Genomic DNA, 24052 nt, shown 5'->3' with positions numbered 1-24052 from the left:
GTCAACGCTCCTGGAGGGCGAGCAGTCGGTACTGGATGATGGACGCCACCGCGACGAAGATCGACAGCACCACCGCCAGGGCGGCGGCGTAGCCGAACCGTCCCAGCGAGAAGGCGTTCGAGTAGATGAGCGTCGAGATGGTGTTCGTCGCACCGCCGGGCCCGCCTGCGGTCATCACGAAGACCTGGTCGAACAGCTTCAGCCCGCCGATCAGGGAGAGCATCACGTTGATGGTGATGGCTGGGGCGAGAAGCGGGCGGACGACAGACCAGAATCGGCGGATGGGGCCTGCGCCGTCGATGGCGGCCGCCTCGAGGACTTCCTCCGGGATGCCTTGCAGTCCGGCGAGGAAGATGACCATCGAGTAGCCGACGAACTGCCAGAAGACGACGAAGATGATGGACCAGATCGCGATGTCCGGGTCCCCGAGCCAGTTCTGCTGCAGCGCGCCGAGCCCGATGGCTTCGAGCATCTGGTTGATGCCGCCGCCGGGCGAGTAGAGGTTCTGCCAGAGGAACCCGACGGCGATGGACGTGATGACCACCGGCGCGAAGATGATGACGCGCAGGACGTTGCGTGACTTGATGTGCGAGTTGACGGCCAGCGCAATCAGCAGTCCGATGGCGTTCTGGATGACGGTGACCGCGAACGCGATGAGCAGTGTGTTGCGCACCGCGACGACGGCGTTGGGGTCGGTCAGGATTCGGGCGAACTGGTCCAGACCCACCCAGCTCGGGTTCGGCGTGACGCCGTCCCAGTCGGTGAAAGCGAACAGGCTGCCACGGATGCTGGGGTAGACGACCGCGAAGACGTACAGGGCAAGGGCCGGGAGGACGAACCACCACACGCTGGATGCGAAGCCGCGGTAGCGGCGGCGCTTCCTGGGCGCCTGGTTCAGGCGGACGGCAGTTGCTATGGCCATGATGTCGTTCTTTCTCCTCGTTGAGAAGGGTCGCGGTGCGATGCTTCGCTGCGAAAACATCGCACCGCGACCCTTGGTGTGATACGGGGTTAGCCGTTCCAGGCGGCATCCATCTGCTGCAGGAGCGTCGCGGCCGTGGTCGAGCCGCCGATGAAGGTCTGCAGACCAGTGGTGTACGCGTCGTTCACGACGGCGTTGGGCCAGGTCTGGTCCGGAAAGGACACCGTCTTGTCGCTCTGGACCTGGTCCGACACGCCGGCCAGCGCCTCGGGCGGGGTGTATCCCTCGACCGGGCCGCTCGGGTAGATCGAGCCGTTGTCGACAGCGATCTTGAGGCCCGCCTCGGAGAGGTAGAAGTCCACGAACTTCTTGGCGAGGTCGATGTTCTCGGACTTCGCGTTCACGCCGTAGCCCGCGCCAAGCCCGACCGGGAGGAAGGTGTCAGCGGGATCGTCCGTCGACGGGAACGCGGCGGTCTCGAAGGTCGTGCCGTCAGGTGCCATGTCCTGGATGGTGCTGATCTGCGGGCTGACCGTGATGATGCCGAGAGCGTCTCCCTTGGCGACCTGGCCCTGCGCGATGTCGAGCGCCGTTCCGGTGGCGTCTGCGGTGAAGCATCCTGCGTCGATGAGCTCGGTGTACTGGTCGAGAGCAGCGTTCCACTCGGAATCGCTGAACGTGGCGTCCCCGGCGTACTGGTCGGCGACGAAGTCGGGGTTGGGCCCGTAGAGCAAGGTCGCGGTCAACGCGTACGGGGTCAGGTGGTAGTTGCCACCGGCGACACCGGCGAGTGCGTAGGCGACCTTCCCGTTGTCAGTCGCGGTCTTGCAGAGGTCGAGCACCTCGCTCCATGTCGCGGGAGGAGTTGCACCGACCGCCTCGAGCGCCTGGGTGTTGTAGATGGCGGGGATGATGGTGAACGCGTTGGCGCCCATCAGGATCTTGCCGTCAGCGCCCATCACGGCCTGGTTGGCGTCGTTGTAGTTCGACACCCACGGTGAGTCGCTCAGGTCGGCGAGGTAGTCGCCCTTCGCCAGCGTCTGCGCGGTGATGGGGTTGCCGTTGCCGGGGAAGACCACGACGATGTCGGACGCGGTCCCCGAAACGAGTTCGGTATTGATCTGGGTGAGGATGTTCGGCCACGGGAGTCCCGTGTAGTCGATGGTGACGCCAGGGTTGTCTTCTTCGAACTGTGCGATGAGCGCCTCGGCGATACCGTCGTCTGCCCAACCCGACATGGTCAGCACGGTGTCGCCGTCCTCGCCGCCCTCTGACGTATCCGTGGAACACCCGGCAAGAACCAGGCCTGTTGCTGCTGCCGCCGCGATGATGGCGACCGTCCTCTTGGCAATACGGGACATTGCGTTTACCTCCTTGTAAAGGCTTCGATTGTGAGCCGTGTATCTCGTCGCGTAAACCGGTTGACACAACCGCCGGAATGCCGCTTAGAGCAAGGTAGGGGACAAATGCGAAGGTTGTCAACCGGTTCACACGAAATACGTCAACCGGTGCACGAACCCCGCTAGAGTGGCCGGGCGGGACACGACGGAGAGGATCGTTCGAAGATGAGCACACCTGCGACGCGGCGCCGCCCCTCGATGGACGACGTGGCGAAGGCTGCGGGCGTTTCCAAGGGCGCCGTCTCGAAGGTCATCCGTGACGCCTATGGCGTGAGCCCCGAGATGCGGCAGCGCGTCGAGGCGACGATTCGCGAGTTGGGCTACCGCCCCAGGATCGCGGCGCGAGCAATGCGAGGTTCGAGCTTCAGCATCGGACTTGAGATCCCGAATCTCGACAGCGAGTTCTTCACTCAGATCATGAAAGGCGCGGCCTCTCAGCTATCCGGCACGAACTACCAGTTGATGATCGCTCCAGGCCTCGGCGAGCTCAGCGGCACTCCGGTTCTGGAGAACCTCGCGGACCGTCAGGTGGACGGTATCATCGCCATTTCGCCGGAGGTGACGCCCGAGTGGCTCGAGGAGCTCTCCCGCGAGGTTCCGGTCGTTCTGCTAGGCCGGCATGATAAGTCCGCGAGCTACGACACCATCACCAATGACGACGAGGCAGGTACTCGCCTCGCGCTCGACCATCTGCTCGGCCTTGGCCACCGCAGAATCGCGCACCTCACCCTGCGCATGAAGAACGAACGCTCCGACGCTCAGCCACCCCACACCGTCAGGCGCCTCATGTATGAACGCGTGACCGCGGACGCAGGGCTCGAACCACTTGTCGTCTACAGCGACCTGGCGGGAGACGGCGCCTACCTTTCGGCGAAGGAACTGCTCGTCAGCGATCCCCGAATCACCGCGATCTTCGCCGGCAATGACACACTCGCCATCGAGTCGCTTCGCGCAATCGCCGACCTCGGCCTTACAGCGGAAGATGTGTCGGTGATCGGCTATGACGACATCCGCATGGCGGGACACCCGCTCGTCTCGCTCTCGACAATCGATCAGTTCGGCGAGGCGATGGGTCGAGCGGCAATCGACCTCCTCATGGAGCGGATCCGCGGGGGCCGCACCGAGCCCCGCCATCGCGAACTGGAGCCGAAGCTGCGGGTGCGGGCGTCGACCCGGCCTGCATCGCCGACACGCTGACCTCCCCACTCGCCGCCATGTCGCCCACGATGGTGACAAGTGTTCCGGCGAGGCGCGGCCGTGCCCCGTCGGCTCCACGGGGTGGAGGTCGGACAACCACGAGACATCGAAGTTGAAGGGCGTGGACCCAAGCCTGGCGCCCGCGCTCGCGGAGATGCTGTCCCTGACTCCCGAGCAGATGCTTCACCGAAAGCTCGCGCTCGTGCTCCGCGTCTCGGCCCGTTAGCGCAGTGGAGGATCACCCTGGTCAGCGCGCAATGAAACCCTCATCCAACAGCAATAGCGGCGCTCTCCCTGCAGCCTCCCCCATCTCGGGATCCCGTTGCATGCACCGGTCCCGTCTGCGAGCATTGCCCGATTGGGATCCGACTGCGCTGTCGTTGCCTAGGCGGTCAATGAACATCGGTGAGCACGGTGGCGATTTGCCGGCGGATGTGCTCGAAGAGCACCTCTGTGTCGGCAGCGGTGTTGGTGCTCGCACTCAGCGTGACGTACATGATTGCGGAGCCGATCCGGGCGATTGCCGACGCCCGCTCGTGGTCGATTCGATGCCGGGTGGTGAGGGTGTCGGCGATGCTGGTCTCAGTTCTTGCGACGATCTCCAGCGCGGCGGCGTGGTAGGGCTCGGCGGGGTCGCCGAACACCATTTCACGTAGGTATGTGCGGCCGTTCTCCACCTGGGTGCGGTTGCATTCGATGATCGGGCGCAGGTACGCCATGACGGCGTCGACAGCCGTCGAGGCGGCGGGCGCTGCGGCGTGACCTCGCTCGAGCGCGGCGGCGTAGTTCGCGTTCTGGACGAGCAAGAGCAGTTCACCCTTGGTCTTGGCGTAGAGGAACAGGGTGCCGGTGCCGATGTCGGCGGCGTCGGCGATCTGCTGGGTAGTGACATCGTCGATCCCGCGCTCAGCGAACAGGGTGGAAGCCGCGGCCGTGATGCGCTCGAGCTTCTGCTGCTTGTTGCGTTCGCGTCTGCCCATGTGCGGCTCATTCGCCGGCATCATCATGCCCTCCGGAATAATTACTGACTATGCTCAGTTATGAGTCTAGTCGCCGCGTTCGCGATCAGTCCCATCCTTCCACCCGCTCAATGCTTGCTCGAAAAGGACCGCCGTGCCCGATCTCACCTCATCCGTTGTCCTCGTCACCGGCGCGAACGGGGGCATCGGTACCCAGTTCGTACATGAAGCTCTCGAGCGCGGCTCGAGCAAGGTGTACGCGACCGCCCGCAGTCCGCGCGAGTGGGACGACCCTCGCGTGGTCGCGCTGCGATTGGATGTCACCGATCCGGAATCCATTGCTGCGGCGGTCGCCGCGGCACCCGACGTGACCGTACTCGTGAACAACGCGGGTGTCTCCCCGTCGACAGGGAGCCTTCTCAATCTGTCCGAGGAGGAACTGCGGGGGAGCATGGAGACGAACTTCTTCGGCCCGCTGCGCCTTGCCCGCGCGTTCACCCCCGTCCTGGCCGCCGCGCCCGGCGCAGCGCTGATCAACATCCACTCCGTGCTGAGCTGGTTTGCGACGGCCGGGGTGTACAGCGTGTCCAAGGCGGCGCTGTGGTCTGCCACGAACGCGCTCCGCCTGGAACTCGCACCCAGCGGCGTGCACGTCGTCGGCGTCCACGCCGGGTGGGTGGACACCCCGATGGCCGCGCACGCACCCGGGCCGAAACTCGACCCCGCGAACCTTGTGCGTCAGGTGTTCGACGCCGTCGAGGCCGACGAGTTCGAGGTGCTCGCGGATGAGGCGTCGAAGCAGGTCAAGGGGGCGCTCTCCGCTCCGATCGAAGCGCTCTACCCGCAGCTGGCCTCCGCGACCAGCTGACCGCGGCAGTCGCAACTGGGGCCGACAACGACATCACGACAACCGAAGGAACTGAACATGAAGGCATTCACCATCGCCGGGTACGGTCTGCCGCTGCTGGCGGCCGACCTCCCCGAGCCGACACTGGGCGCGCATGACGTGCTCGTCGACGTGAAAGCAGCGAGCATCAACCAGCTCGATATCAAGATCGGCGAAGGCGCATTCAAGGCGTTCCTCCCGCAGCCGTTCCCCCTGACACTGGGGCACGACGTTGCGGGGATCGTGACCGCGACCGGCGCGAACGTGACCCGGTTCACGACCGGTGACCGCGTCTACGGGCGCGTCCGAGACGGACGAATCGGCACCTTCGCGGAACGCATCGCGGTCGCCGAGGACGACCTCGCCGCCGCCCCCACCTCCATCAGCCTCGAGGAAGCGGCATCCCTTCCGCTGGTCGCGCTCACCTCCTGGCAGGCGCTCGTCGAACTCGGCAACGTGCAGCCCGGGCAGAAGATCCTCATCCACGCCGGCGCCGGCGGCGTCGGATCCATCGCCATCCAGATCGCCAAACACCTCGGAGCCATCGTCGCGACGACCGTCAGCGCCGCCAACGCGGATCTTGCCCGCAGCCTCGGCGCCGACATCACGATCGACTACCGCACCCAAGACTTCGAGAACGAACTCACCGGGTTCGACCTCGTCCTCGACAGCCTCGGCGGCGAGAACCTGCACAAATCACTCCGCGTCCTCCGCCCAGGTGGACGCGCCATCGGCATCTCCGGCCCACCCACCCCGGCCTTCGCACGCAGCATGGGCGCGAACCTCATCGTCCGTGCGGTGATCTCTCGACTCAGCACCAAGACCCGCAAGCACGCCCGCACCCTCGGTGTCGACTACGACTTCCTCTGGATGCGCGCCAGCGGCGAACAGCTCACAAGGATCACCGACCTCGTCGACACCGGCATCATCCGCCCGATCGTCGCCCAGACCTACCCGTTCGAGCAGACCCCCGAGGCCCTCGCCGCACTCACCACCGGAGGCCACCCCGGCAAGATCGTCACCCGCCGCGACTAGCCAGACCACCTACCGCCGCGCTCAGTCCCGACCAACAGACCGCAAAGCGAACGCGACGCGCCCCACCTTCGGGCATGCCCGCAAGATGATCCGTGTGGTCGGGTAGCGCGGGAGTCGTGGACGCTGCGTTGACGGATGCGCGGATGATCGCGATGCTCCCATGCGCGGACATCGACCGCACTGCGGAGTTCTGGACGGCGCTCGGGCTGACCGTCACGTATCGTCAGCTTCGACCCAACCCCTACCTCGCTCTCGAGCACGGCGGCTTCGCGCTGCACTACTACGGGATTGATGACCTCGACCCGGCCGCCAATCATTCGACCTGCGGGATCCTCGTCGACGACACAGAACCGTTGCACGCGCTGCTGAAAGACGGCCTCACGAAGCTCTACGGTCGCACGCCACTGAACGGTCTGCCTCGAATCACGAGGCCCCGACGACGCGCGAACAACGGCGGACTCAGCGGGTTCAGCATCGTCGACCTCGACGGCAACTGGATTCGTGCCAGCCCTCGCCCCACTCGCACCGAGGAGTCGCCGCGCTCGGTCGACGATCGAGTCGAGTGGGTGTCGGAAGGCGGCGGCCCCCTCGCACGCGCCGTCGAGAACGCCGTCGTGATGGCCGACTCTCACGGTGTCGAGGCGCAGGCCGAACGGCTGCTCGCCGGAGCGCTCGTCCGACATTCGGAGGCTTCGATCGACGAGCGCGCGACGGCGTGGGCCTACCTCACGGAGCTGCGGCTGCGCCTGGGTGACAGGCACGGCGCCGAGAATGCCGCGGCCGAAGTGACGCGTCTCGCGGGTCTCCCCGACCATCCACCCAAAGTGACTTCAGGCGTCGCCGAGGCGCTCCGCTCAGTCGCAGAGCTCGGACTGTAACTCGCACTCAAGCGTCTACCCAATGGGCACCGCCGTTGGGGACTCCGTCTCCGCCCGCTGACGCCAGCGCCAACATGACAGTCGCGATCACCAGCTCGCTAGTGCGGCGACCAGTATGTTCTCGACCTCAAAGCGTGACACGCCAGGAGACTCGGCATGAAGACTGCCGAAAGTCCTGGGGTCCCATTCGAGGTCGAGAGCAGCGTTTACCATCGCGAGGACTTCCGCCAGGGAATCGACATCACCCAAAGGAAGCATTCCGCTGAGCAGTCGCGCGCCGCGGATAGATCGCTGCGAAGTGCCGATCATTTTCACGCGCCCCCCGGCGTTGACGCTGTACTCGCCCGGACAGTACTCGCCGGGCACGATGCCGACATGAGCGTCGACGCCAAGAACGTGCAACGCCTGCACGAGCGCCTCGCCGATCTTCGCGAACAGTCGCTCTTGGCCGATCTCGTCCTGTCGTTCGCGTTGAATGACGTCGAACACGACACACGTGTCGTCATACGCGACAGCGCGTCCACCGGTCGGTCGGATCTCGGGAGTGAACCCGCGAGCGAGCGACTCCCGTGCTGCAGCAGCAAACCCGGGCAGTCGGCTCTCGCGACGGCTCATCGCAACGGTGGGCGCCGGAGTGTACAGGCGCACTACACGGTCCTCAGCGAGGCTTCCATCCGCGACAGCGTGCAAGAGCTCCACCGAGCGGGCGAGGTCGTCGGCAGCGGCAACTCGATCCTGCTGACGAATGATGAGTACTCGCCTGCTGGAACCCGGTGCGTCGGCGTCAGTCACGGCCCAACACTCTCATTACCCCGCCCGAACCCGGGTAAGCGATGCCCCACCCTCCTCTGCGCGTGCGCAATGCGAAACGGGGTCAGTGGTTCTGGGGGAAGCCGAGGTTGATGCCGGTGTTCTCGGAGTGGTGGCGGGTGGCGGGGTCGAGCCAGCGGGCGGTGATGGCCTTCTCGCGGGTGAAGAAGTCGAAGCCGTTCACGCCGTAGGCTTTCGCGTCGCCGAACAGCGACTGCTTCCAGCCGCCGAACGAGTGGTAGGCGACGGGGACGGGGATCGGCACGTTGATGCCGATCATGCCGACCTGCACTTCGTTCTGGAACCGGCGGGCCGCGCCGCCGTCGTTGGTGAAGATCGCGGTGCCGTTGCCGAACTGACCGGAGTTGATCAGGTCGAGTCCCTCCTCGTACGAGGCGACGCGGACCACCGAGAGGACGGGGCCGAAGATCTCCTCGGTGTACGCGCGGCTCGTGGTGGGGATGTCGTCGATCAGGGTGGGGCCGAAGAAGAATCCGTCCTCGTGCCCGTCGACCTGGAAGCCGCGGCCGTCGACGACGATCTTCGCGCCGTCCGCCTCGGCGATGTCGACATACGAGGAGACCTTGTCGCGGTGCACGTCGGTGATCAGCGGCCCCATGTCGGGCTCCACACCGTCGACCCCGGCGCCGTTGCCGATCCGGAGTCGGCCGATGCGGTCGGTGATCTTGGCGATCAGGTCGTCGGCGACCGGTTCGACGGCGAGCACCACGCTGATGGCCATGCAGCGTTCCCCGGCGGCACCGTACCCGGCGTTCACGGCCTGGTCGGCGACGAGGTCGAGGTCGGCGTCGGGGAGGACGAGCATGTGGTTCTTCGCACCGCCGAGTGCCTGCACCCGCTTGCCGTGACGGGACGCGGTCTCGTAGATGTACTGCGCGATCGGGGTCGACCCGACGAACGAGATCGACTGCACGTCGGGGCTGGTGAGCAGTCCGTCGACGGCGAGCTTGTCGCCCTGCAGCACCGTGAACACCCCGGCCGGCAGACCGGCCTCGGCCCACAGCCGTGCGAGCCACAGCGCGGCCGACGGGTCCTTCTCGCTCGGCTTGAGGACGACCGCGTTGCCCGCGGCGATCGCGATCGGGAAGAACCACATCGGCACCATCGCGGGGAAGTTGAACGGGGAGATGACCCCGACCACCCCGAGCGGCTGCTTGGTGGAGTACACGTCGATGCCGCTGGACGCGTTCTCCGAGTAGGCGCCCTTGATCAGGTGCGGGAACCCGGTCGCGAGTTCGACGACCTCCTGACCGCGCAGGATCTCACCCATCGCGTCGGAGAGCACCTTGCCGTGCTCCGAGGTCAGGATCGCGGCGAGCTCGCCCTTGCGGGAGTTCAGCAGCTCCCGGAACGCGAAGAGCACCGTCTGCCGCTTCGCGATCGAGTAGTCCTTCCACACCTCGAACCCGGCCTTCGCCGACGCGATCGCCGCAGCGATCTCCGCCTCGTCCGCCAACGCGACCCGCGCCTGCACCGCACCGGTCGCCGGGTCGAACACCGGAGCCGTCCGCCCCGACTGCGACGCACGCTCATCGCCATCGATCCAATGCGAGATCGTGCGGACGTCGGTCCACGGGTCCTGAGGGGTCAACGCGGTATCTGTCATGTTTTTCTTTCGTCGTCGAAGATCACGATGACTGTACCTAACATTTGTTCCGTGCTACAAGTGGACTGTGAGCACAGCAACTTCACGGAGAGTCCGTCGACCGAACCGAACGACGCTGAAAGCACATCCCCGCTCTGGCGCGACGATCCGACCTGGCTTGATCCTGTTCGTTCTCGCGACCGCCGGGATGGTTGCAGCGTTCATGCATTCGCTGCTGATTCCGATCCAGTCCGAGCTCCCCGACCTCCTGCACGCGTCGAGAGAAGACTCCGCATGGGTGATCACGATCACCCTGTTGGTCTCCGCCATCTGCGTGCCGATCTCTGGTCGGCTCGGCGACATGTACGGCAAGCGGACGGTGATCCTGGTCCTGCTCGGTCTGCTCACCGCCGGATCGCTCGTGTGCGCGCTGTCGGACTCGCTGCTCCCGATGATCATCGGGCGAGGCCTACAGGGCGTCGGCATGGGGGTCATCCCGCTCGGCATCGCCCTGCTCCACGACGTGATGCCCGAGAACCGGGTGAACGTCGCCGTGTCACTCGTGAGCGCGACGCTCGGCGTCGGAGCGGCACTAGGGCTTCCCGTGGGTGCGATCATCACCGCGATCGGCGATTGGCACATCCTCTTCTGGGTGTCGGCCGGACTGTGCATCACTGTTCTCGTTCTTTGCCTGCTCGTGCTGCCGACAGAAGGCATCCGAAGTGGTGGCCGCTTCGACTACGTAGGAGCGCTAGGCCTCGCGGTGTGTCTGACAGCCCTGCTTCTCGTGCTCTCCAACGGGAATCAGTGGGGCTGGGCAGCGTGGCAGACCCTGGTCCTCAGTGGCTGCGGACTGCTCGTGTTCGTGATGTGGGGCTGGTACCAGTTGCGACGACGGGAGCCGCTGATCGACGTCCGCGTGAGTCTGCGCAGGCCTGTACTCATGACGAACCTCGCGTCCATCGCGATGGGCTTCGCGCTCTTCGCCTCTCACATCACCTTCCCTCAACTGCTGAGCCTTCCTGAAAGCGCCGGGGGCCTCGGCGCCTCGCTCCTGGTAGCCAGCGTGACCCTCATGCCCTCGGGCCTCGCGATGCTCGCGATGTCACCGATCTCGGGGCGCCTGATGGACCGGGTCGGCCCCAAGTCGCTGCTCATCTTGGGTGCTGCGACCATCGCCGCGACATACATCGTCGCCCTCCTGGTCCCGACCACGATCGTGAGCATCGCCGTGATCAACGCTGTGCTTGGCGCTGGAATCGGACTCGGATACGCGGCGATGCCCACGCTCGTCATGCGGTCCGTGCCGGATTCGGAAACGGCGGCGGGCAATGGGCTGAACACGTTGATGCGCGCACTCGGCACGACGGCGGCATCCGCGGTGATCGCCGCGGTGCTTGCGCAGTCGGCCCACACCTCGCACACCGGGTATCCGACCGGCGGTGGGTTCCAGGTCGCCCTGCTGCTGGGATGCATCGGCGGCATGGTGAGCATCGCCCTGGCAATCTTCATCCCCTCACAGAAGCGATTCCCCTCCCCCGTCGCGGCGCAGGAGCCGCAGCGGTCACTCTCAGAAAAGGAGATCACCCATGTCTGACCCTCTCTACACCGCGACGGCCACGTCGACGGGCAATGGCCGCAGCGGTCAGGTGAAGTCCGACGGCGGTCGGCTCGACCTCACGCTGGCGATGCCCCCGCAGATGGGGGGATCCGGCGACGGCACCAATCCGGAGGAGTTGTTCGCGGCCGGTTTTTCCGCGTGCTTCCACAGCGCCCTCCTGGTGGCCGCGCGTCAGGACGGCGTCGCCCTGACCGGGTCAAGCGTGACGACCTCAGTGGGCATCGGTCCGCGCGAGAACGGCGCGTTCGGCCTCTCGGTCGCGCTTCGCGTTGGGCTGCCAGGTCTCGAACAGGAGGTCGCCGACCGGCTCGCCGAGCGTGCGCACCAGATCTGCCCCTATTCGAACGCCACTCGCGGCAACATCCCGGTCGAACTCGTCGCGGTGACGGATGCCGCGCTGGAGCCTGCCGCTCTGTAGAGCTGATCGCCGCCCAGACGAAGAGCGGCCGCCGAGGGCAACTCCCCCGGCGGCCGCTCTTCAGCCGTGGTTCAGATGTCGAACTGCGCTCCCTCGAGCCTCTGCTTGACCCACGTCAAGTATCGGGCTGCGTCGGCGCCGTCTACGATGCGGTGGTCATAGGTGAGCGCGAAGTAGACCATCGACCGGATCGCGATCACCTCGTCTCCCGACGCATCCCTCGCCACCATAGGCCGACGGACGACGGCCCCCGTCCCGAGGATCGCGGACTGCGGACGATTGAGGATCGGCGTGTCGAAGAGGGCCCCCCGACTGCCGGTGTTGGTCAGCGTGAACGTTCCGCCCGCGAGGTCATCCGGGCCGGCAGTCCCCGATCGCACCCGATCGGCCAGTTCGTCGACGCGCCGTGCGATCTCCGCGACGCTCCGGTTGCCGGCATCGGCGATCACAGGGACGTACAGCCCTTGTGCTGTGTCGACCGCGATGCCCAAGTTCTCGGCATCCGGATATGTGACGGTTCCCGCTTCGAGGTCGAGCGTCGAGTTCACCCGCGGGTAGACCTGCAGACCTTCGACGGCGGCCTTCGCGAAGAAGGGCAGGAATGACAGCTTCACACCCTCCCGCTCGACGAATGCCTGCTTATGCTCATCCCGGAGCGCGGCGAGCTTGGTGACGTCGATCTCGACCACGGTGGTCAACTGCGCGGTGTTCTGCAGCGACTCGGACATGCGGCGCGCGATGATCTTGCGAAGTCGACTGAGCTTCTCGGTCGAACCGCGCAGCGGAGAGACGTCGAGAGCCGGGGACGCCGGCGGCGGGGCGGTGAGGGGCGGGGCTATGGTCATGCGCTGACTCCTTGTGTCTTGCGGTCTTGAGGCTGTTCTGGATCGTCCGATCCGCCGAGCGCATGGCGAGCAGCAACGTACCCGAAAACCATGGAGTTGGCGATGCTCGCGCCCGCGCCAAGGTAGTGCCGGCCCATGACCGTCGCCGTGGTGTTGCCGGTGGCGTACAGTCCCGGGATCGGGCCATCCGCGGTGAGCACTCGGGCCGCTTCGTCGGTGATCAGGCCTCCGCATGTCCCGACGTCGCTCGGGAAGACGCGGAAGGCGTAAAACGGACCTGACTCGAGCGGGCCCACGGCAGCGTTCGGAACCGAACCGCCCGGGTCGCCGAGACACACGTTGTAGGCGGACGTTCCCCGCCCGAACTGCGGATCCTCTCCGGCAGCGGCGTGTCGGTTGAACTCGGCGACTTGCTGCTCGAGCCCCTGCGGATCGATGCCGCACGAGACGGCGAGCTCTCGCAGGGTAGCCGCTTGGACGATCAGACCCGACTCGAGCCACTCGGGCGAGAGCCTCCCCACCAGGAGACTGCGCCGATGGGCGTAGCGCCGACGATAGCCATCATCGAAGACGAGCCAGGACGGCACGGCCGGCGTGACCTGATCGCGGGCGAACATCGCCTTCCCCACCTCGACGTACGAGTTGGACTCGTTGACGAAGCGCCTGCCATCGGTGCCGACGATGATCGTTCCGGGCCGGTTCCTCGCCGCTGACAGGGTGCTCGCACCGAGTGCGCGGTCCGGCCCCGGAAGCCACCAGGCCTCATCGAGGAGGTCGGTCTGAGCACCAAGTGCGATCGCGGCCGACAGCGCTTCGCCGGTGTCACCGGGATTGGCAACGCTCCACGCCGGGTCGGGCGTCTGATCGCCGCCATGCTCCCGCCGAAGCGCCGGATTGTGGGCGAAGCCGCCCGACGCCAGCACGACACCCTTGCGGGCGCGCACCGCGACCACGTCTTCACCCCGACGGACCCGGATGCCGGTGACCGCGCCGTCCTCGACGATGAACTCCTCGAATGCGGTGTCTGTCCACAACTCGACGCCCGCGTCCAGGCACACCCGCACGAGTTCGGCGATGAGTGCCGTGCCGTTGGTCAGGATCGGGCGCTTGGTCAGCGCCGACACCCACGTGCGCAGCTGAACACGGGCGGCGATCACGAACGACCGGAGCGACCTGTTGAAGTACTGGACGTGCCGCAGTTCATTGGTCTTCACCGACATCCCGAGCCCCGCTGCCATTCCCGGCTGGATCTTCGGCAGCCACTCGCCGATTCGGCGCCCATCGAACGGTCGCGGCTCGATCGAGCGCCCGATGTCGTGTCCGCCGTCGTTGTTCGAGTAGTAGTCGCTGTAGCCGTCACAACGAACGAAGGCGACCCCCTTGTCTTCGAGGAGGCGGATCATGTCGGCTCCGGACGAGAGGAAGGTCCGCCGTCGGGCGTCCGACGATGCGGGCCCGACATCTCCCACGGTCGACGCGAAGTAGCGCATCCCGCGTTCCTCGGAGTCGTCGATGCCGTCGCGTTTCATCACCGGGTTGTTCGGGAGCCAGACCACGCCCCCCGACATGCCGGTCGAGCCCCCGAGGACGCCTCGCTTCTCGACGACCAGTGCCGTGCCGCCCGCGTCGGATGCGGAAGCGGCGGCGACGAGACCGCCACCGCCGCTTCCGACCGAGACGACATCGAATTCGAAGTCCCAGTGCATGCTCATCCCTATGCGGGCTGCTCGATGCGCCCGATCTGCGCGCCGACCTCGTAGGTCTCGTCGCCGACGGCCTCGCCGTGGCGCAGGATGCCCCCGGCCGCCGCTTCGATCTCCATCTCGATCTTGTCGGTCTCAACGCTGTAGATCGCGTCGCCCACATTGATGGTCGCGCCGTCGGCGACCAGCCATTCGACGAAGACCACTTCTTCAGCGGCCATCGAGACCTTGGGAATGGTCACGGGGACATGGTCAGACACGAACTGCTCCGATCGTTTGCTTGGCAGCGTCGACGATTCCGTCGACGCTGAGGGTGACGGCGAACTCCGATGCCCGCGCAGGGATCGGAGTGAAGCGGGCGCCGACCCGCTGCACCGGTTCGGCGAGGACGCCGAAGAGCTTCGCCGAGATCTGCGCCGCGATCTCGGCTCCCGGGCCGGCGACGGTGGTCGCGTTGTGGGCGATGATCGCGCGGCGGGTGCGCCCCACCGATTCCAGCACCGTGTCCATGTCGAGCGGGAGCAGGGTGCGCAGGTCGATGACCTCGGCATCCACGCCCTCTTCCGCCAGTCGCTCCGCGGCCTGCACGGCGCTGGCTGTGGCGAGGCCGTATGTGATGATCGTGAGGTCGGTGCCCGGCCTGATGATCGCGGCCTTGCCGATCGGGACGCGATGACCGTCGCCGACGGGAACCTCTCCCTTCACGCCGTACAGCCGGGATGCCTCGATGAACAGCACCGGGTCAGGATCGAAGATCGCCGACAGCAGCAAGCCCTTCGCATCCGCCGGGTTGCTCGGGTACACGACCTTCATCCCGGGGACGTGCATGAACCACGCCTCGAGCGACTGGGAGTGCGTTCCACCCGAGCCGGTACCCGCGAACACCGCCGTGCGGACGGTGATCGGACACGTGGTGCGACCGCCCGACATGTAACGGATCTTCGCGGCGTGGTTGACCATCTGGTCCATCGCGATGCCGATGAAGTCCATGATCATGATCTCGGCGACGGGCTTGTACCCCTCGATCGCGGCACCAACCGCCGCACCGATGATCGCCGCCTCCGAGATCGGCGTGTTCATCACGCGATCCGACCCAAACTCGGTGGCGAGGCCCCTGGTGACTGCATTGACGCCTGCCGCGGGGTCGGCGAGATCCTCGCCGAGGAGGAACACTGACGGGTCGTCGCGCAGGGCTTCGGCGAGCGCCTCGTTCAGCGCCTCGCGAATGGAGATAGTGCGGGTCTCAGTCATGGGTGACCACCAATCCGTCGGCGTAGACATCGGACCGGATCTCGTCGATGTCCGGTCCGGGTGCGGCGAGCACCGTGCGGAGGGCCTCCTCCACGGCGGCCGCGGACTCGACGCGAATCGCGTCGAGCTCTTCCTGCGTGAACCCGTGCTCAAGGAGGTAGCGCGGGAAGGTCACCATCGGGTCGAGCTCCCGCTGACGCGCGAGCTGCTCCGACGGAATGTACTTACCGGTGTCGCCGGCGTAGTGGCCTTCGAAGCGGAAGGTGACCGCCTCGACGAGCGTCGGACCGCCGCCCGATCGAGCACGCTCCACGGCTTCGGCCAGCACCTGCAGCGTCGCGACCGGGTCGTTCCCGTCGACGGTGACCCCCGGCATCCCGACACCCTTCGCCCGATCGGCGACATGCTCGATCGCCATGGTGTCTTCGACCGGCGTCATCTCTGCGTACAGGTTGTTCTGACAGACGAACACGACGGGCAGCTTCCACGTCGCCGCGAGGTTGACACCCTCATGGAACGAGCCGGTGTTGGTCGCGCCATCGCCGAACGACACCACGGTCACGCGGTCCGATCCCGATTTCACGGCCGCGAGTGCCGTTCCGACGCCGATGGGGACACCGGAACCGACGATGCCCGTTGTGAGGAGCACCCCGTGCGCGGGGTCGGCGATGTGCATTGTCCCGCCCTTGCCACGCGATGCTCCGACCGTGGTGCCCATGACCTCGCCGATGATCTCGGTCAGCGGCACACCCTTGGCCACATGGTCGTGGAGTCCGCGGTACGTGGTGATCAGCCGGTCATCTGTGCGCAGCACCGCGCCCACCGCCGCCGAGATCGCCTCCTGGCCACGCGATGGCCAGATGACCGTTGCGAGCTCGCCGCGCTTGATCCCGTTGAGGATCCGCGTGTCGAGCGCCTCCTCCAACGTCATCGAGGTCCAGAGTCCGCGGAGCTGCTCCGTTGTCAGCTCACGTTCGACTGGTGGGGCCTCAGCCACCGTTTCACTCATTCGAGTTCCTTTCTGCTGGTCTTCTAGTCGTTCATGCTCGGCTGGGCTCTGCCTCAGCCGTGAGCATGTTGTTGTCCTCGGGAATCTCCCGCCGGAACCCGCGCTTCTCGAGGACGAGTGCAGTACCGGTACACCGGAGCTGGCACGCCAGGCGCACCTGTCCGTCGGTGCGCATCTTGCCGGTCATCTTGAGCCGGATCGCATCCAGTTCGAGGTCTTCGGCGGGTACGGCATCCTGCTCTCCGTCGACGATGCGAGTGAAGCAGCTGAGGCAGTCCGCCTGACCCCAGCACTGCGTCGGCCAGACCCAGCCCTGTCGCCAGGCGGCCTCTGCGACCGACTCACCCGGGTTGACCTCGAGTTCGACGTCGGCGGGCATGATCCTCACGCGGGGCATGGTGTCAGTGCCCCATCCGCGCTTCGTCCGGTTCACCCAGGCGCAGCTCGTCGGGCGTCGGTGCGGCGAGCTCGGCTTCGAGCTTGACGTACCAGCGCTCGCTCGCATCCGGCCCCTCGAGCTCGCGCACGCGCGCCTCGAGGTCGCCGACCAGCTCGATCAATGCGAACACGGCCTTGCGAAGCACGAGGTCGTCCGACCGGTTGATCCGGTTCTTGTCGATGTCGACGAGCTTGGCCAGCAGGGCTGTGACAAACGGGGCATCGGGCGTGACCGAGACGTCTTGGACCGAGTTCTCGGTGAACACCGCAGCTCAGAGCTCCGCAGCCAGTCGACGGTCGAGCTCCTGGTGCATGTTCGAGATCGTGATCTCCCACTGCTCGGCAAGCGTCGTATGACCCAGGCTCTGGTTCTTGATGCCTCGCTGCATGCGCTCGAGGTTGGCGAAGTCCTGGCGCGGGATCAGGCCCCAGTGGTCGTCGTCATCCTTGTCGTAGCGACCAGTGAGCGTGAGACGCCCGCGATCCTCACCCTCGGGGTACGTGGTCAGCGACCAGACCTCGAAACGGCACCAGTCCGGGTCATCGTTGTAGGGGCGGATGCGGTACGCCAGCGAGTTCGCGTACATCGGAAGCATGAGGTAGTTCGGGAACAGATGGATGTCTCCACCCCACAGCTTCATGACCTCGGGCGTGAAAGGCGGGGCGGGGATGCCTGCACCCTTGTAGAACTCGTACAATGCTCCGATAGCCTTCATCGTGTACTCGGGCGTGCTCGTGTCCAACTCACCGGCGACCGACTCGAAGATCGTGACGTCGCGCTCGAGGGTCATCGCATCCTGACCCGACCAGTTCATGCGGGCGGAGTGCAGGAAGTCCGGCTTTCCTCCGTAGCTGGAACGTGCGTCACCGCTCTGGAAGCGGCCATGGCCATTGAGGAAGGGCGTGTAGGCGACGTTCTGCTTGTTGATCTCCTCCTCGCCGTCGACCTCCTTGTAGGTCCACAGCTGAGGGTGCGTCTGCTTGACGTGCCACCCCTCGAAGAATGCCTCCTGCGCGAGCTTCCAGTTGCAGTTGATGATGGACTCTTTCCACCATTTCGCCTTCATGCGCTGCACGCCCTGGCGCTCGAGGATGTTCGCAGCTGGGAACAGCGATTCGATCAGCGACGGAGCCTCGAGATCGAGGTTGATCCACACGTGACCGCCCCAGGTCTCGCACTGCGCCTCGCGCAGATTGATGTTCAACGGGTCTACCGCCTCGTCGCTGAAGCCCTCGCGGCCGAACACGTGGCTGATCTGTCCGTCCGTCTTCCAGCGCCACCCGTGGAACGGGCACACGATCTGGTTGCCGGGGAACCGGCCGCAGCCGCTGGCGAGCTCGGTCGCGCGATGGCGGCAGGCGTTGTGCAGGGCCTTCACGCTCATGTCCGGCTGGCGGACGATCAGGATGGACTGGCCGACGATCTCGTACTCGACGAAGTCACCCGGGTGCGGCAACTCCTCCTCGCGCGCGGCCATCTGCCAGACCTTCGGCCAGAGGTGCTTCTTCTCGAGCTCGTAGAACTCGCGGGAGTAGTAGCGCTCCGCCGGTACCTCGTGGGGCTTTGTCATGGCGAACGGGACCTTCGAGGTCACGTCGGCTCCGTTGGGACCCAGCGCGATCGCTTCTTCGATGCCGTCAACCGGCAGATATTCAGCGATGGTCATCTTTGAACCTCTCTCTCCTCGATCACAGCTACGTCGCTGCGACCAAATATTTGCTCAAGGTTAGGTCGTTCCTGAGCCTTTTGCAACGGCCGCGGCGACGACTTCAGGGGTGCGTCGGCAAGCTCACTGCTTGTCGGGGGCCGGGGGTCTTTTTTCTCGCGGCCACAGGGCGTCGGGTCGCGCCGACCGCGCCGTGCCGGGTTCTCCCCCGGTCGGGATCGTCGCGGGGCCGTCAAGCTCGGCTATCGCATGCGCGGGACAGTCCAGGATCGCCCGGCGCACGCCTGAGACGCGCTCCGGGGCGACTTCGTTGCTGCCACGCAGCGACGGATAGCCCCAGTCGTCCAGAGAGAACACCTCCGGAGCATGGAGTGCGCAGGTGCCGAAGCCGTCGCAGACGGTCCGGTCCAGCTTGATGCGGATGGGTTCCGAGCTCATGAGGCGATCCTGACTGCGAAGGGGACGGACATCGACGCATCCTCGACGGCGCACCTCCCGCATTCCACCCGGAGGTGATCGGCGACCAGCGCCGGGAACTCGCGCAGTAGGGTCGCCGCGATGTTCGTCGCGCCGTCGAGGGTGCCGCACGCACCGCGGCCGCGCAGATCGGCAGCCCAATGCCGAAGCCGGTCGAGGTCGGCGGTCTGCGCCCGACCGTTCGCCAGCGCCTGGACGACGGCTGCCATCGCGGCAGTGCCGTTGAAGCAGGAGCCGCACTGGCCGGCGTTGTGCTCGGCGAAATACCCCAGCACGCCCGCTGCCACCGCGACCGGACACACGGCCTGATCGACGATACCCACGGCGCCGCATCCCAGCCCACTCCCGGCATCTCGCAACGCCCCATACTCCAGCGGGATATCGAGCACCCGGGGCGACAACAGGCCGGCGAAGTAGCCCCCCATCAGCACCCCGTCGATCGCGTCGTCGATGCCACGCCAGGCGAGGACCTGCCGCAGGGTGGACCCGAAAGGCACCTCGGCCAGCAACGACTCGCCGCGTACCGTCAAGGTCATCAGGAACGTTCCGGGCGAGTCGTCAGTTCCCGCCGACCGATACCACGCCGCGCCACGCGCCTGGATCAGTGGCAGGTTCGCGAGCGTCTCGACGTTGCTGATCAAAGTCGGCCGATCATCGACTCCTCGCTCGAAGGGTCGTGGCGGCTTGTCCGCGGGGAGCGCCGGGCCGCCGTTGAGGGAGCGGACAGCCGCGGTCTCCTCTCCGGCGACATATGCGGGCTCGACGCGGTGGACCGAGATGGAGATCTCATTCCACCCCTCTGCGGGAAACTCCTCAAGCGCCTGCGAAACGCTCTGCGCCGCGATCGGGTCGGAGACGTAGACGTAAGCGCGCTGCGCACCGACCATCGCGGCCGCCAGTCGCAGTCCATCCAATACAAGGTGGGGGCGATGCCGGAGCAGCCACTTGTCCTTGATCGATGCCGGCTCGCCCTCCTCACCGTTGGCGACAAGCACGGGGGATGCTGCGCCCGACCGCACCGTGAGGATCTTGCGCGCGAGCGGGAACGCCGCGCCCCCGCGCCCACGCAACCCTGCCGCGGCCACGTGATCGAAAAGCGAGTCCGGGCTTCGCAACGGTGCGTACCCGCCGCTGTCGAGGTACGATGCGAGGTCCTCGACCGCCGCAGAACGCAGCAATCGCGGCTCGAGTCCGGGGAAGTGCGCAACCGGCACGTCGAGCGCGGGGTCCGTAAGAGAGATCATGCGGTCACCAGAACCTTGTCGCCGTCGATGCGGACCGGATAGGTGCGGATGCTCCACTCCGGCTTCACCGTCGTGGTGCCCGTCGCCAGTTCGAAGCCCCACTGGTGCCACGGGCAGTAGATGAACTCGCCCGGGCGGCTCTCACGGGCGCCGCCGGGTCGCTCGTCGTCGGCGACGTTCGTGCCCCGCGTGCGACCGACGCACAGCGGGCCGCCCTCGTGGGGGCAGTAGTTCGCGATCGCGTAAAAGGAGCCATCCACGTTGTAGACGCCGACACCGTAGCGACCGATCGGAACCACCTTGTGCTCGCCCGGGGGGATCTCGTCGACCGTCGCAACCACGTGCTCGCGTCCGGTGGCCAGCCCGATGTTCTTCGCCATCAGAAGGCTCGAACCTGGCCGGGGAGCGGCGCGACCTCGGTCGGGAGACCGAAGAGCTTCGTCGCGTTGCCGAACATCACCGGCTCGCGCATCCGCTCGGGGAGGTGCTTGGCCAGCCAGCGCGGCTCGTCGAACGTCCAGTGCGGGTAGTCCGACGAGAACAGCAGCAGTTTGTCGGCTTCCATCCATTCGAGGGCGCGGACCAGTTCGAGCTTGTCGTCAGGGTAGTCGAGCGGCTGTGTGGTGAACCAGATGTTGTCCTTGACGTACTGCGACGGCTCCTTGCTCAGGCCGGTCTCGTTCCCTCGCGCGGCATGGATCGCATCCATCCGCCACATCAGCGGCAGGATCCACGAGAACGCGTGCTCGATGAAGAGGAACTGGAGCGTCGGAAAGCGCTCGAAGACGCCGTCGAAGATCAGGCTCATGACCTGGTTCGCCGCGAGCATCGAGTACGTGACCATGAAGTCGTGGTTGTAGGTCATGAACCCGACCGGGCTCATGGGAAGCAGGTTGTGCTGCCCGCGCCCGAGGTGGCACGCGATCGGAATATTGTGCTTGACCGCCGCCGCCCAGATCGGGTCGTACTTCGGGTGCCCCCACGACGGACGCGGCTCGGCGTGGATCAGGATCTGCTTGAACCGCTCGTGCCCCGCCCAGGCCTCGATCTCGAGCGCGGCTCGCTCCGGGTCGCTGATGTTGGCGCAGATCGACCCGTAGAACCGGCCGTGCCAGTTGTTCTCGGAGTCGAGCCAGCGCGCCTCCTGCCAGGCGTTCGTCGCAGCCGCAAGTGCCGTGGTCTCCTCGTCGGTGTCACCACCGCCGCCGGAGGTCGGCCCCAGGATCACCAGGTCGGAGCCCGAGTCGAGCACGAGCTGCTGGAATGCGAGCGCGGGATCACTGCACGCGAACTCGCCGTCGTCGGGAAAAGAATCCACCCGCATCGCGTTCGCGTGATAGAAGTCCGGCGCGTCGTAGAAGACGCCGTTGTTGGCGCCCTCCCCCTTGAGGCGCAGATGCCTAGCGATCTTCGGGTCGAGGAACTCCTGGAGGTCGCCGCGGCGCGGGTACGGGTGGACGTCGCAGTCGACGACCCGCACGGGGACGGTGGCCGCCTCCTGCTTCACGTCGGACGTCGTGATGATCGTTGTCATTTCAGTCTCCTTCGACGAATCACACGTGTGCGGGAACAGGAAGGCCATAGAGCGATGCCGCGTTCCGCCACATCACTTTGTCCTGCTGCTCCGTGGTCCAAGCCGAGGGCAGTGCATCGACGGTCGCGGTCTGCCAGTCGGGGTAGCTCGAGCCGAACATGAGCATGTCCTCCTTGCCCGTCATCCGGAGCCACTCCGAGGCGTAGTCGACATCGCCGGGGCCGTCGAGCATGCCGTTGACGAACCACACGTGCCCAGGCAGGTAATCGCTGGGCATGCGGGGCGACCAAGGCGTCTGCTCCAAGTGCGGGCGACCGAACGTATCCATCCGCCAGATCATCGGCGTCAGCATGTCGGCCGCACCGTCCGCGAACACCACACGGAGGTCGGGGAACTGCTCGAAGACACCCTCGACGATCATGTTCATGAGGTGGTAGACGAAGGTGAGCGGCTGGAACCCGACGAGCTGCTGATACGTGTGCGCGACGCCGTTCGGTGTCGGCGGGTGAGTGATCCCCGCTCCCATCTCCCAGTGGATCGCGACGGGAAGGCCGGCCTCGACAGCAGCTCGCCAGATCGGCGCGTACTGCGGGCGGCCGTAGGGCGCCTGTGTCTGCATCGGAAGACCGATCTGCACGACTTTCGGGTGGCTCCCCCAGCGCCGGATCTCGCGGACCGCGGACTCGATATCGTTCGGATTCACCCGGATCGTCCCGCGGAAGTTCTCAGCGTACGTGCCGGAGTCGAGCCACCGCTCGACCAGCATCCGGTTCGTCGCCTCGAGGATCGCCGACTCCAGGTGCCAGTCGGGAAGCATCCCGACTGACATCGGATGGAGAACGGCGAAGTCGAAGCCACGCTGATCGATCACCTCACGCCCGACGAACTCCGGGTCCGAGCCGGCGTGCAGTCCCGGCTGCGACTGCGAGTCACGGAGGAAGCGCCCGCCGTGCGGCGCGGTGTACGTCGTGTTGTAGGTCGGAAAACCACGGCTCGCCCATGGCTCGCCCAGGTAGTCGCGGAGTTCACGGTCCGACGAGAAGAAAACGTGCACACTCGCGTCGACGCGAGGTCCGGATGCGGCGCTTCGTTGCATGCGGAACAAACTATTGCTCCGTGCCGGATTTCGCAAGCCCAGATGAAACGAGTTCGCCCGTGGGCTCGTCGACGAAGTCGAGGAATGTGGGCACGGCAAGCATCCATGGGTCGAAGATTCCCCCTCGGCCCGCGTCACGCGCCTCCTGTGCACGCTCCCACGCATCCTCCGGCCACGGCGGATCGATGAGCCGCGAGCCCGGGATGAGCGCGTGCACCTCGAGCGAGGTGCGCTTGGGGTGATCGAGGTCGGCCTCTCCTCCGCGCACGACGAGTGTTGGCACAGAAATGCTGCGCATCTTGTGGTCGGGGACGCCCGGAATCGCCTCGGTGGCCTTCGGGACGTAGGCCTCGAACCACCGCCACATGACCTTCTCGAACTCGTCGGCACCCAGGTCGATGAGCCGCTGACGGTTGCGGGGGTTCCCCTCGACGAGATCGGCCCAGCTTCCCGCAGGACCTCGATGGGAGAGAATGCCGTCGATCCCGCTGCGCCGTACGGTGCGGATCTCGTTCATCACGTAGACGTTCGCCAGGCTCATCGACGAGTACGCGCCACCCACGATCGACCAGACGATGAGTTTCCTCATGAGCTCCGGATACTCGACCGCGAAGACGATCGAGTCGCGCGCGCCGCCCGAGCCACCGAGCGCCACCACCGGGCCGAGGTCCAGCGCACGGACGATGCCGGCGAGTGTTTCGGCGCGCATGTGCGACTCCGAGGGGCCATAGAGCTGAATGTCGGACCGGCCGGTGTTCGGCCTATCCCAGATCAGCACCCGCTTGCCCGCGGCCGCGAGAGCCTCGGCGAAGGGCCGCACACCCGGATAGTCCTTGCTGAACCTCCCGCCGGGGGTGATCGTGAGCACCTCGCCATCGGTCGGCCCGAGGAGCTCGTATTCCACGAAACCGCCGTTCACTTCGATCGTCGCCATCGAGATCGCCCTCTCTGCGCGCGCTTCGATGCATCACGCACGACCGATTATGCAGAGAAGTGCCTTGCGCACCTAATATTTGTTCCGGAACCATTGCAACTCGGATTCGGCAGGTCGGCCCG

At 66.1% G+C, this 24052-nt stretch carries 25 protein-coding genes; 6 read left to right on the top strand and 19 right to left on the bottom strand.

Annotated elements, in window-relative coordinates:
* Position 1 precedes the first annotated feature (1 nt).
* Positions 2–922 carry a carbohydrate ABC transporter permease gene (locus JOD63_RS17395; protein ID WP_045274518.1) on the bottom strand — a complete coding sequence of 307 codons (921 nt, stop codon included), beginning with the start codon at positions 920–922 and terminating at the stop codon, positions 2–4.
* Between the two features lie 89 nt (positions 923–1011).
* Positions 1012–2283: an ABC transporter substrate-binding protein gene (locus tag JOD63_RS17390; RefSeq protein WP_045274519.1), complete on the bottom strand. Its 1272-nt coding sequence runs from the start codon at positions 2281–2283 to the stop codon at positions 1012–1014.
* 204 nt (positions 2284–2487) lie between these two features.
* Here JOD63_RS17390 and JOD63_RS17385 point away from each other — a divergent pair, with 204 nt between their 5' ends.
* Positions 2488–3519 (top strand): LacI family DNA-binding transcriptional regulator, encoded by a 1032-nt coding sequence (locus JOD63_RS17385; RefSeq protein ID WP_045274520.1) that lies wholly within the window; start codon positions 2488–2490, stop codon positions 3517–3519.
* 392 nt (positions 3520–3911) lie between these two features.
* Here the strand turns inward: JOD63_RS17385 and JOD63_RS17380 are convergent, their stop codons facing one another.
* On the bottom strand, positions 3912–4520 hold the full coding sequence (locus JOD63_RS17380) for a TetR/AcrR family transcriptional regulator (RefSeq protein WP_045274535.1): 609 nt from the start codon (positions 4518–4520) through the stop codon (positions 3912–3914).
* A gap of 112 nt (positions 4521–4632) precedes the next feature.
* Between JOD63_RS17380 and JOD63_RS17375 the strand changes: the two genes are divergently transcribed.
* From JOD63_RS17375 to JOD63_RS17365, 3 genes are all read left to right on the top strand, one after another.
* Positions 4633–5346 carry an SDR family oxidoreductase gene (locus JOD63_RS17375; RefSeq protein WP_045274521.1) on the top strand — a complete coding sequence of 238 codons (714 nt, stop codon included), beginning with the start codon at positions 4633–4635 and terminating at the stop codon, positions 5344–5346.
* Positions 5347–5403: 57 nt separating this feature from the next.
* A complete protein-coding gene (locus JOD63_RS17370) occupies positions 5404–6399 on the top strand; it encodes an NADP-dependent oxidoreductase (RefSeq protein ID WP_045274522.1) in 996 nt (331 codons plus the stop codon).
* Positions 6400–6542: 143 nt separating this feature from the next.
* A complete protein-coding gene (locus tag JOD63_RS17365) occupies positions 6543–7277 on the top strand; it encodes a VOC family protein (RefSeq protein ID WP_211088159.1) in 735 nt (244 codons plus the stop codon).
* An 87-nt stretch (positions 7278–7364) separates the two neighbouring features.
* Here the strand turns inward: JOD63_RS17365 and JOD63_RS17360 are convergent, their stop codons facing one another.
* Positions 7365–8069, bottom strand: coding sequence for a lipoate--protein ligase family protein (locus JOD63_RS17360; protein ID WP_052682354.1), 705 nt, complete (start codon positions 8067–8069; stop codon positions 7365–7367).
* A gap of 82 nt (positions 8070–8151) precedes the next feature.
* Entirely contained in the window at positions 8152–9714 is a 1563-nt protein-coding gene (locus JOD63_RS17355; RefSeq protein WP_211088158.1) for a CoA-acylating methylmalonate-semialdehyde dehydrogenase, read from the bottom strand.
* 157 nt (positions 9715–9871) lie between these two features.
* Between JOD63_RS17355 and JOD63_RS17350 the strand changes: the two genes are divergently transcribed.
* Positions 9872–11290: an MFS transporter gene (locus tag JOD63_RS17350; protein ID WP_342667282.1), complete on the top strand. Its 1419-nt coding sequence runs from the start codon at positions 9872–9874 to the stop codon at positions 11288–11290.
* Entirely contained in the window at positions 11283–11732 is a 450-nt protein-coding gene (locus JOD63_RS17345) for an organic hydroperoxide resistance protein (protein ID WP_045274587.1), read from the top strand. The genes JOD63_RS17350 and JOD63_RS17345 overlap by 8 nt, the downstream gene beginning before the upstream one ends.
* A 71-nt stretch (positions 11733–11803) precedes the next feature.
* Here the strand turns inward: JOD63_RS17345 and JOD63_RS17340 are convergent, their stop codons facing one another.
* From JOD63_RS17340 to JOD63_RS17275, 14 genes are all read right to left on the bottom strand, one after another.
* A complete protein-coding gene (locus tag JOD63_RS17340; protein ID WP_052682361.1) occupies positions 11804–12577 on the bottom strand; it encodes a 2-oxo acid dehydrogenase subunit E2 in 774 nt (257 codons plus the stop codon).
* On the bottom strand, positions 12574–14283 hold the full coding sequence (locus JOD63_RS17335) for an FAD-binding protein (RefSeq protein WP_211088157.1): 1710 nt from the start codon (positions 14281–14283) through the stop codon (positions 12574–12576). Before JOD63_RS17335 ends, JOD63_RS17340 begins: the two co-directional genes overlap by 4 nt.
* An 8-nt stretch (positions 14284–14291) precedes the next feature.
* Positions 14292–14522 (bottom strand): biotin/lipoyl-containing protein, encoded by a 231-nt coding sequence (locus JOD63_RS17330; protein WP_211088156.1) that lies wholly within the window; start codon positions 14520–14522, stop codon positions 14292–14294.
* Between the two features lie 10 nt (positions 14523–14532).
* Positions 14533–15531, bottom strand: a complete 999-nt coding sequence (locus JOD63_RS17325; RefSeq protein WP_045274590.1) for an alpha-ketoacid dehydrogenase subunit beta — start codon at positions 15529–15531, stop codon at positions 14533–14535.
* Positions 15524–16462 carry a thiamine pyrophosphate-dependent dehydrogenase E1 component subunit alpha gene (locus tag JOD63_RS17320; RefSeq protein WP_211088155.1) on the bottom strand — a complete coding sequence of 313 codons (939 nt, stop codon included), beginning with the start codon at positions 16460–16462 and terminating at the stop codon, positions 15524–15526. Before JOD63_RS17320 ends, JOD63_RS17325 begins: the two co-directional genes overlap by 8 nt.
* A gap of 109 nt (positions 16463–16571) precedes the next feature.
* Entirely contained in the window at positions 16572–16919 is a 348-nt protein-coding gene (locus JOD63_RS17315; RefSeq protein ID WP_052682362.1) for a 2Fe-2S iron-sulfur cluster-binding protein, read from the bottom strand.
* 22 nt (positions 16920–16941) lie between these two features.
* Entirely contained in the window at positions 16942–17244 is a 303-nt protein-coding gene (locus JOD63_RS17310; RefSeq protein WP_045274593.1) for a hypothetical protein, read from the bottom strand.
* 6 nt (positions 17245–17250) lie between these two features.
* The gene (locus JOD63_RS17305; protein ID WP_211088154.1) at positions 17251–18645 is read right to left on the bottom strand and encodes an aromatic ring-hydroxylating oxygenase subunit alpha; all 1395 of its coding nucleotides are present in this window, start codon (positions 18643–18645) and stop codon (positions 17251–17253) included.
* Positions 18646–18768: 123 nt separating this feature from the next.
* Complete coding sequence (locus tag JOD63_RS17300) at positions 18769–19083, bottom strand: ferredoxin (protein ID WP_211088153.1); 315 nt, start codon at positions 19081–19083, stop codon at positions 18769–18771.
* Positions 19080–20336, bottom strand: a complete 1257-nt coding sequence (locus JOD63_RS17295; RefSeq protein WP_211088152.1) for an NADH-ubiquinone oxidoreductase-F iron-sulfur binding region domain-containing protein — start codon at positions 20334–20336, stop codon at positions 19080–19082. Before JOD63_RS17295 ends, JOD63_RS17300 begins: the two co-directional genes overlap by 4 nt.
* A 26-nt stretch (positions 20337–20362) precedes the next feature.
* Positions 20363–20746 (bottom strand): Rieske (2Fe-2S) protein, encoded by a 384-nt coding sequence (locus JOD63_RS17290; RefSeq protein ID WP_045274595.1) that lies wholly within the window; start codon positions 20744–20746, stop codon positions 20363–20365.
* Complete coding sequence (locus JOD63_RS17285) at positions 20746–21900, bottom strand: amidohydrolase family protein (protein WP_045274596.1); 1155 nt, start codon at positions 21898–21900, stop codon at positions 20746–20748. Before JOD63_RS17285 ends, JOD63_RS17290 begins: the two co-directional genes overlap by 1 nt.
* A gap of 19 nt (positions 21901–21919) precedes the next feature.
* The gene (locus tag JOD63_RS17280) at positions 21920–22996 is read right to left on the bottom strand and encodes an amidohydrolase family protein (RefSeq protein WP_045274628.1); all 1077 of its coding nucleotides are present in this window, start codon (positions 22994–22996) and stop codon (positions 21920–21922) included.
* Positions 22997–23006: 10 nt separating this feature from the next.
* Positions 23007–23930 (bottom strand): alpha/beta fold hydrolase, encoded by a 924-nt coding sequence (locus JOD63_RS17275; RefSeq protein ID WP_045274597.1) that lies wholly within the window; start codon positions 23928–23930, stop codon positions 23007–23009.
* Positions 23931–24052 lie beyond the last annotated feature (122 nt).

Source organism: Microbacterium terrae (genome assembly GCF_017831975.1).
GTDB classification, from domain to species: Bacteria; Actinomycetota; Actinomycetes; order Actinomycetales; family Microbacteriaceae; genus Microbacterium; species Microbacterium terrae.
This window is presented reverse-complemented; position numbering and strand designations above follow the sequence as displayed.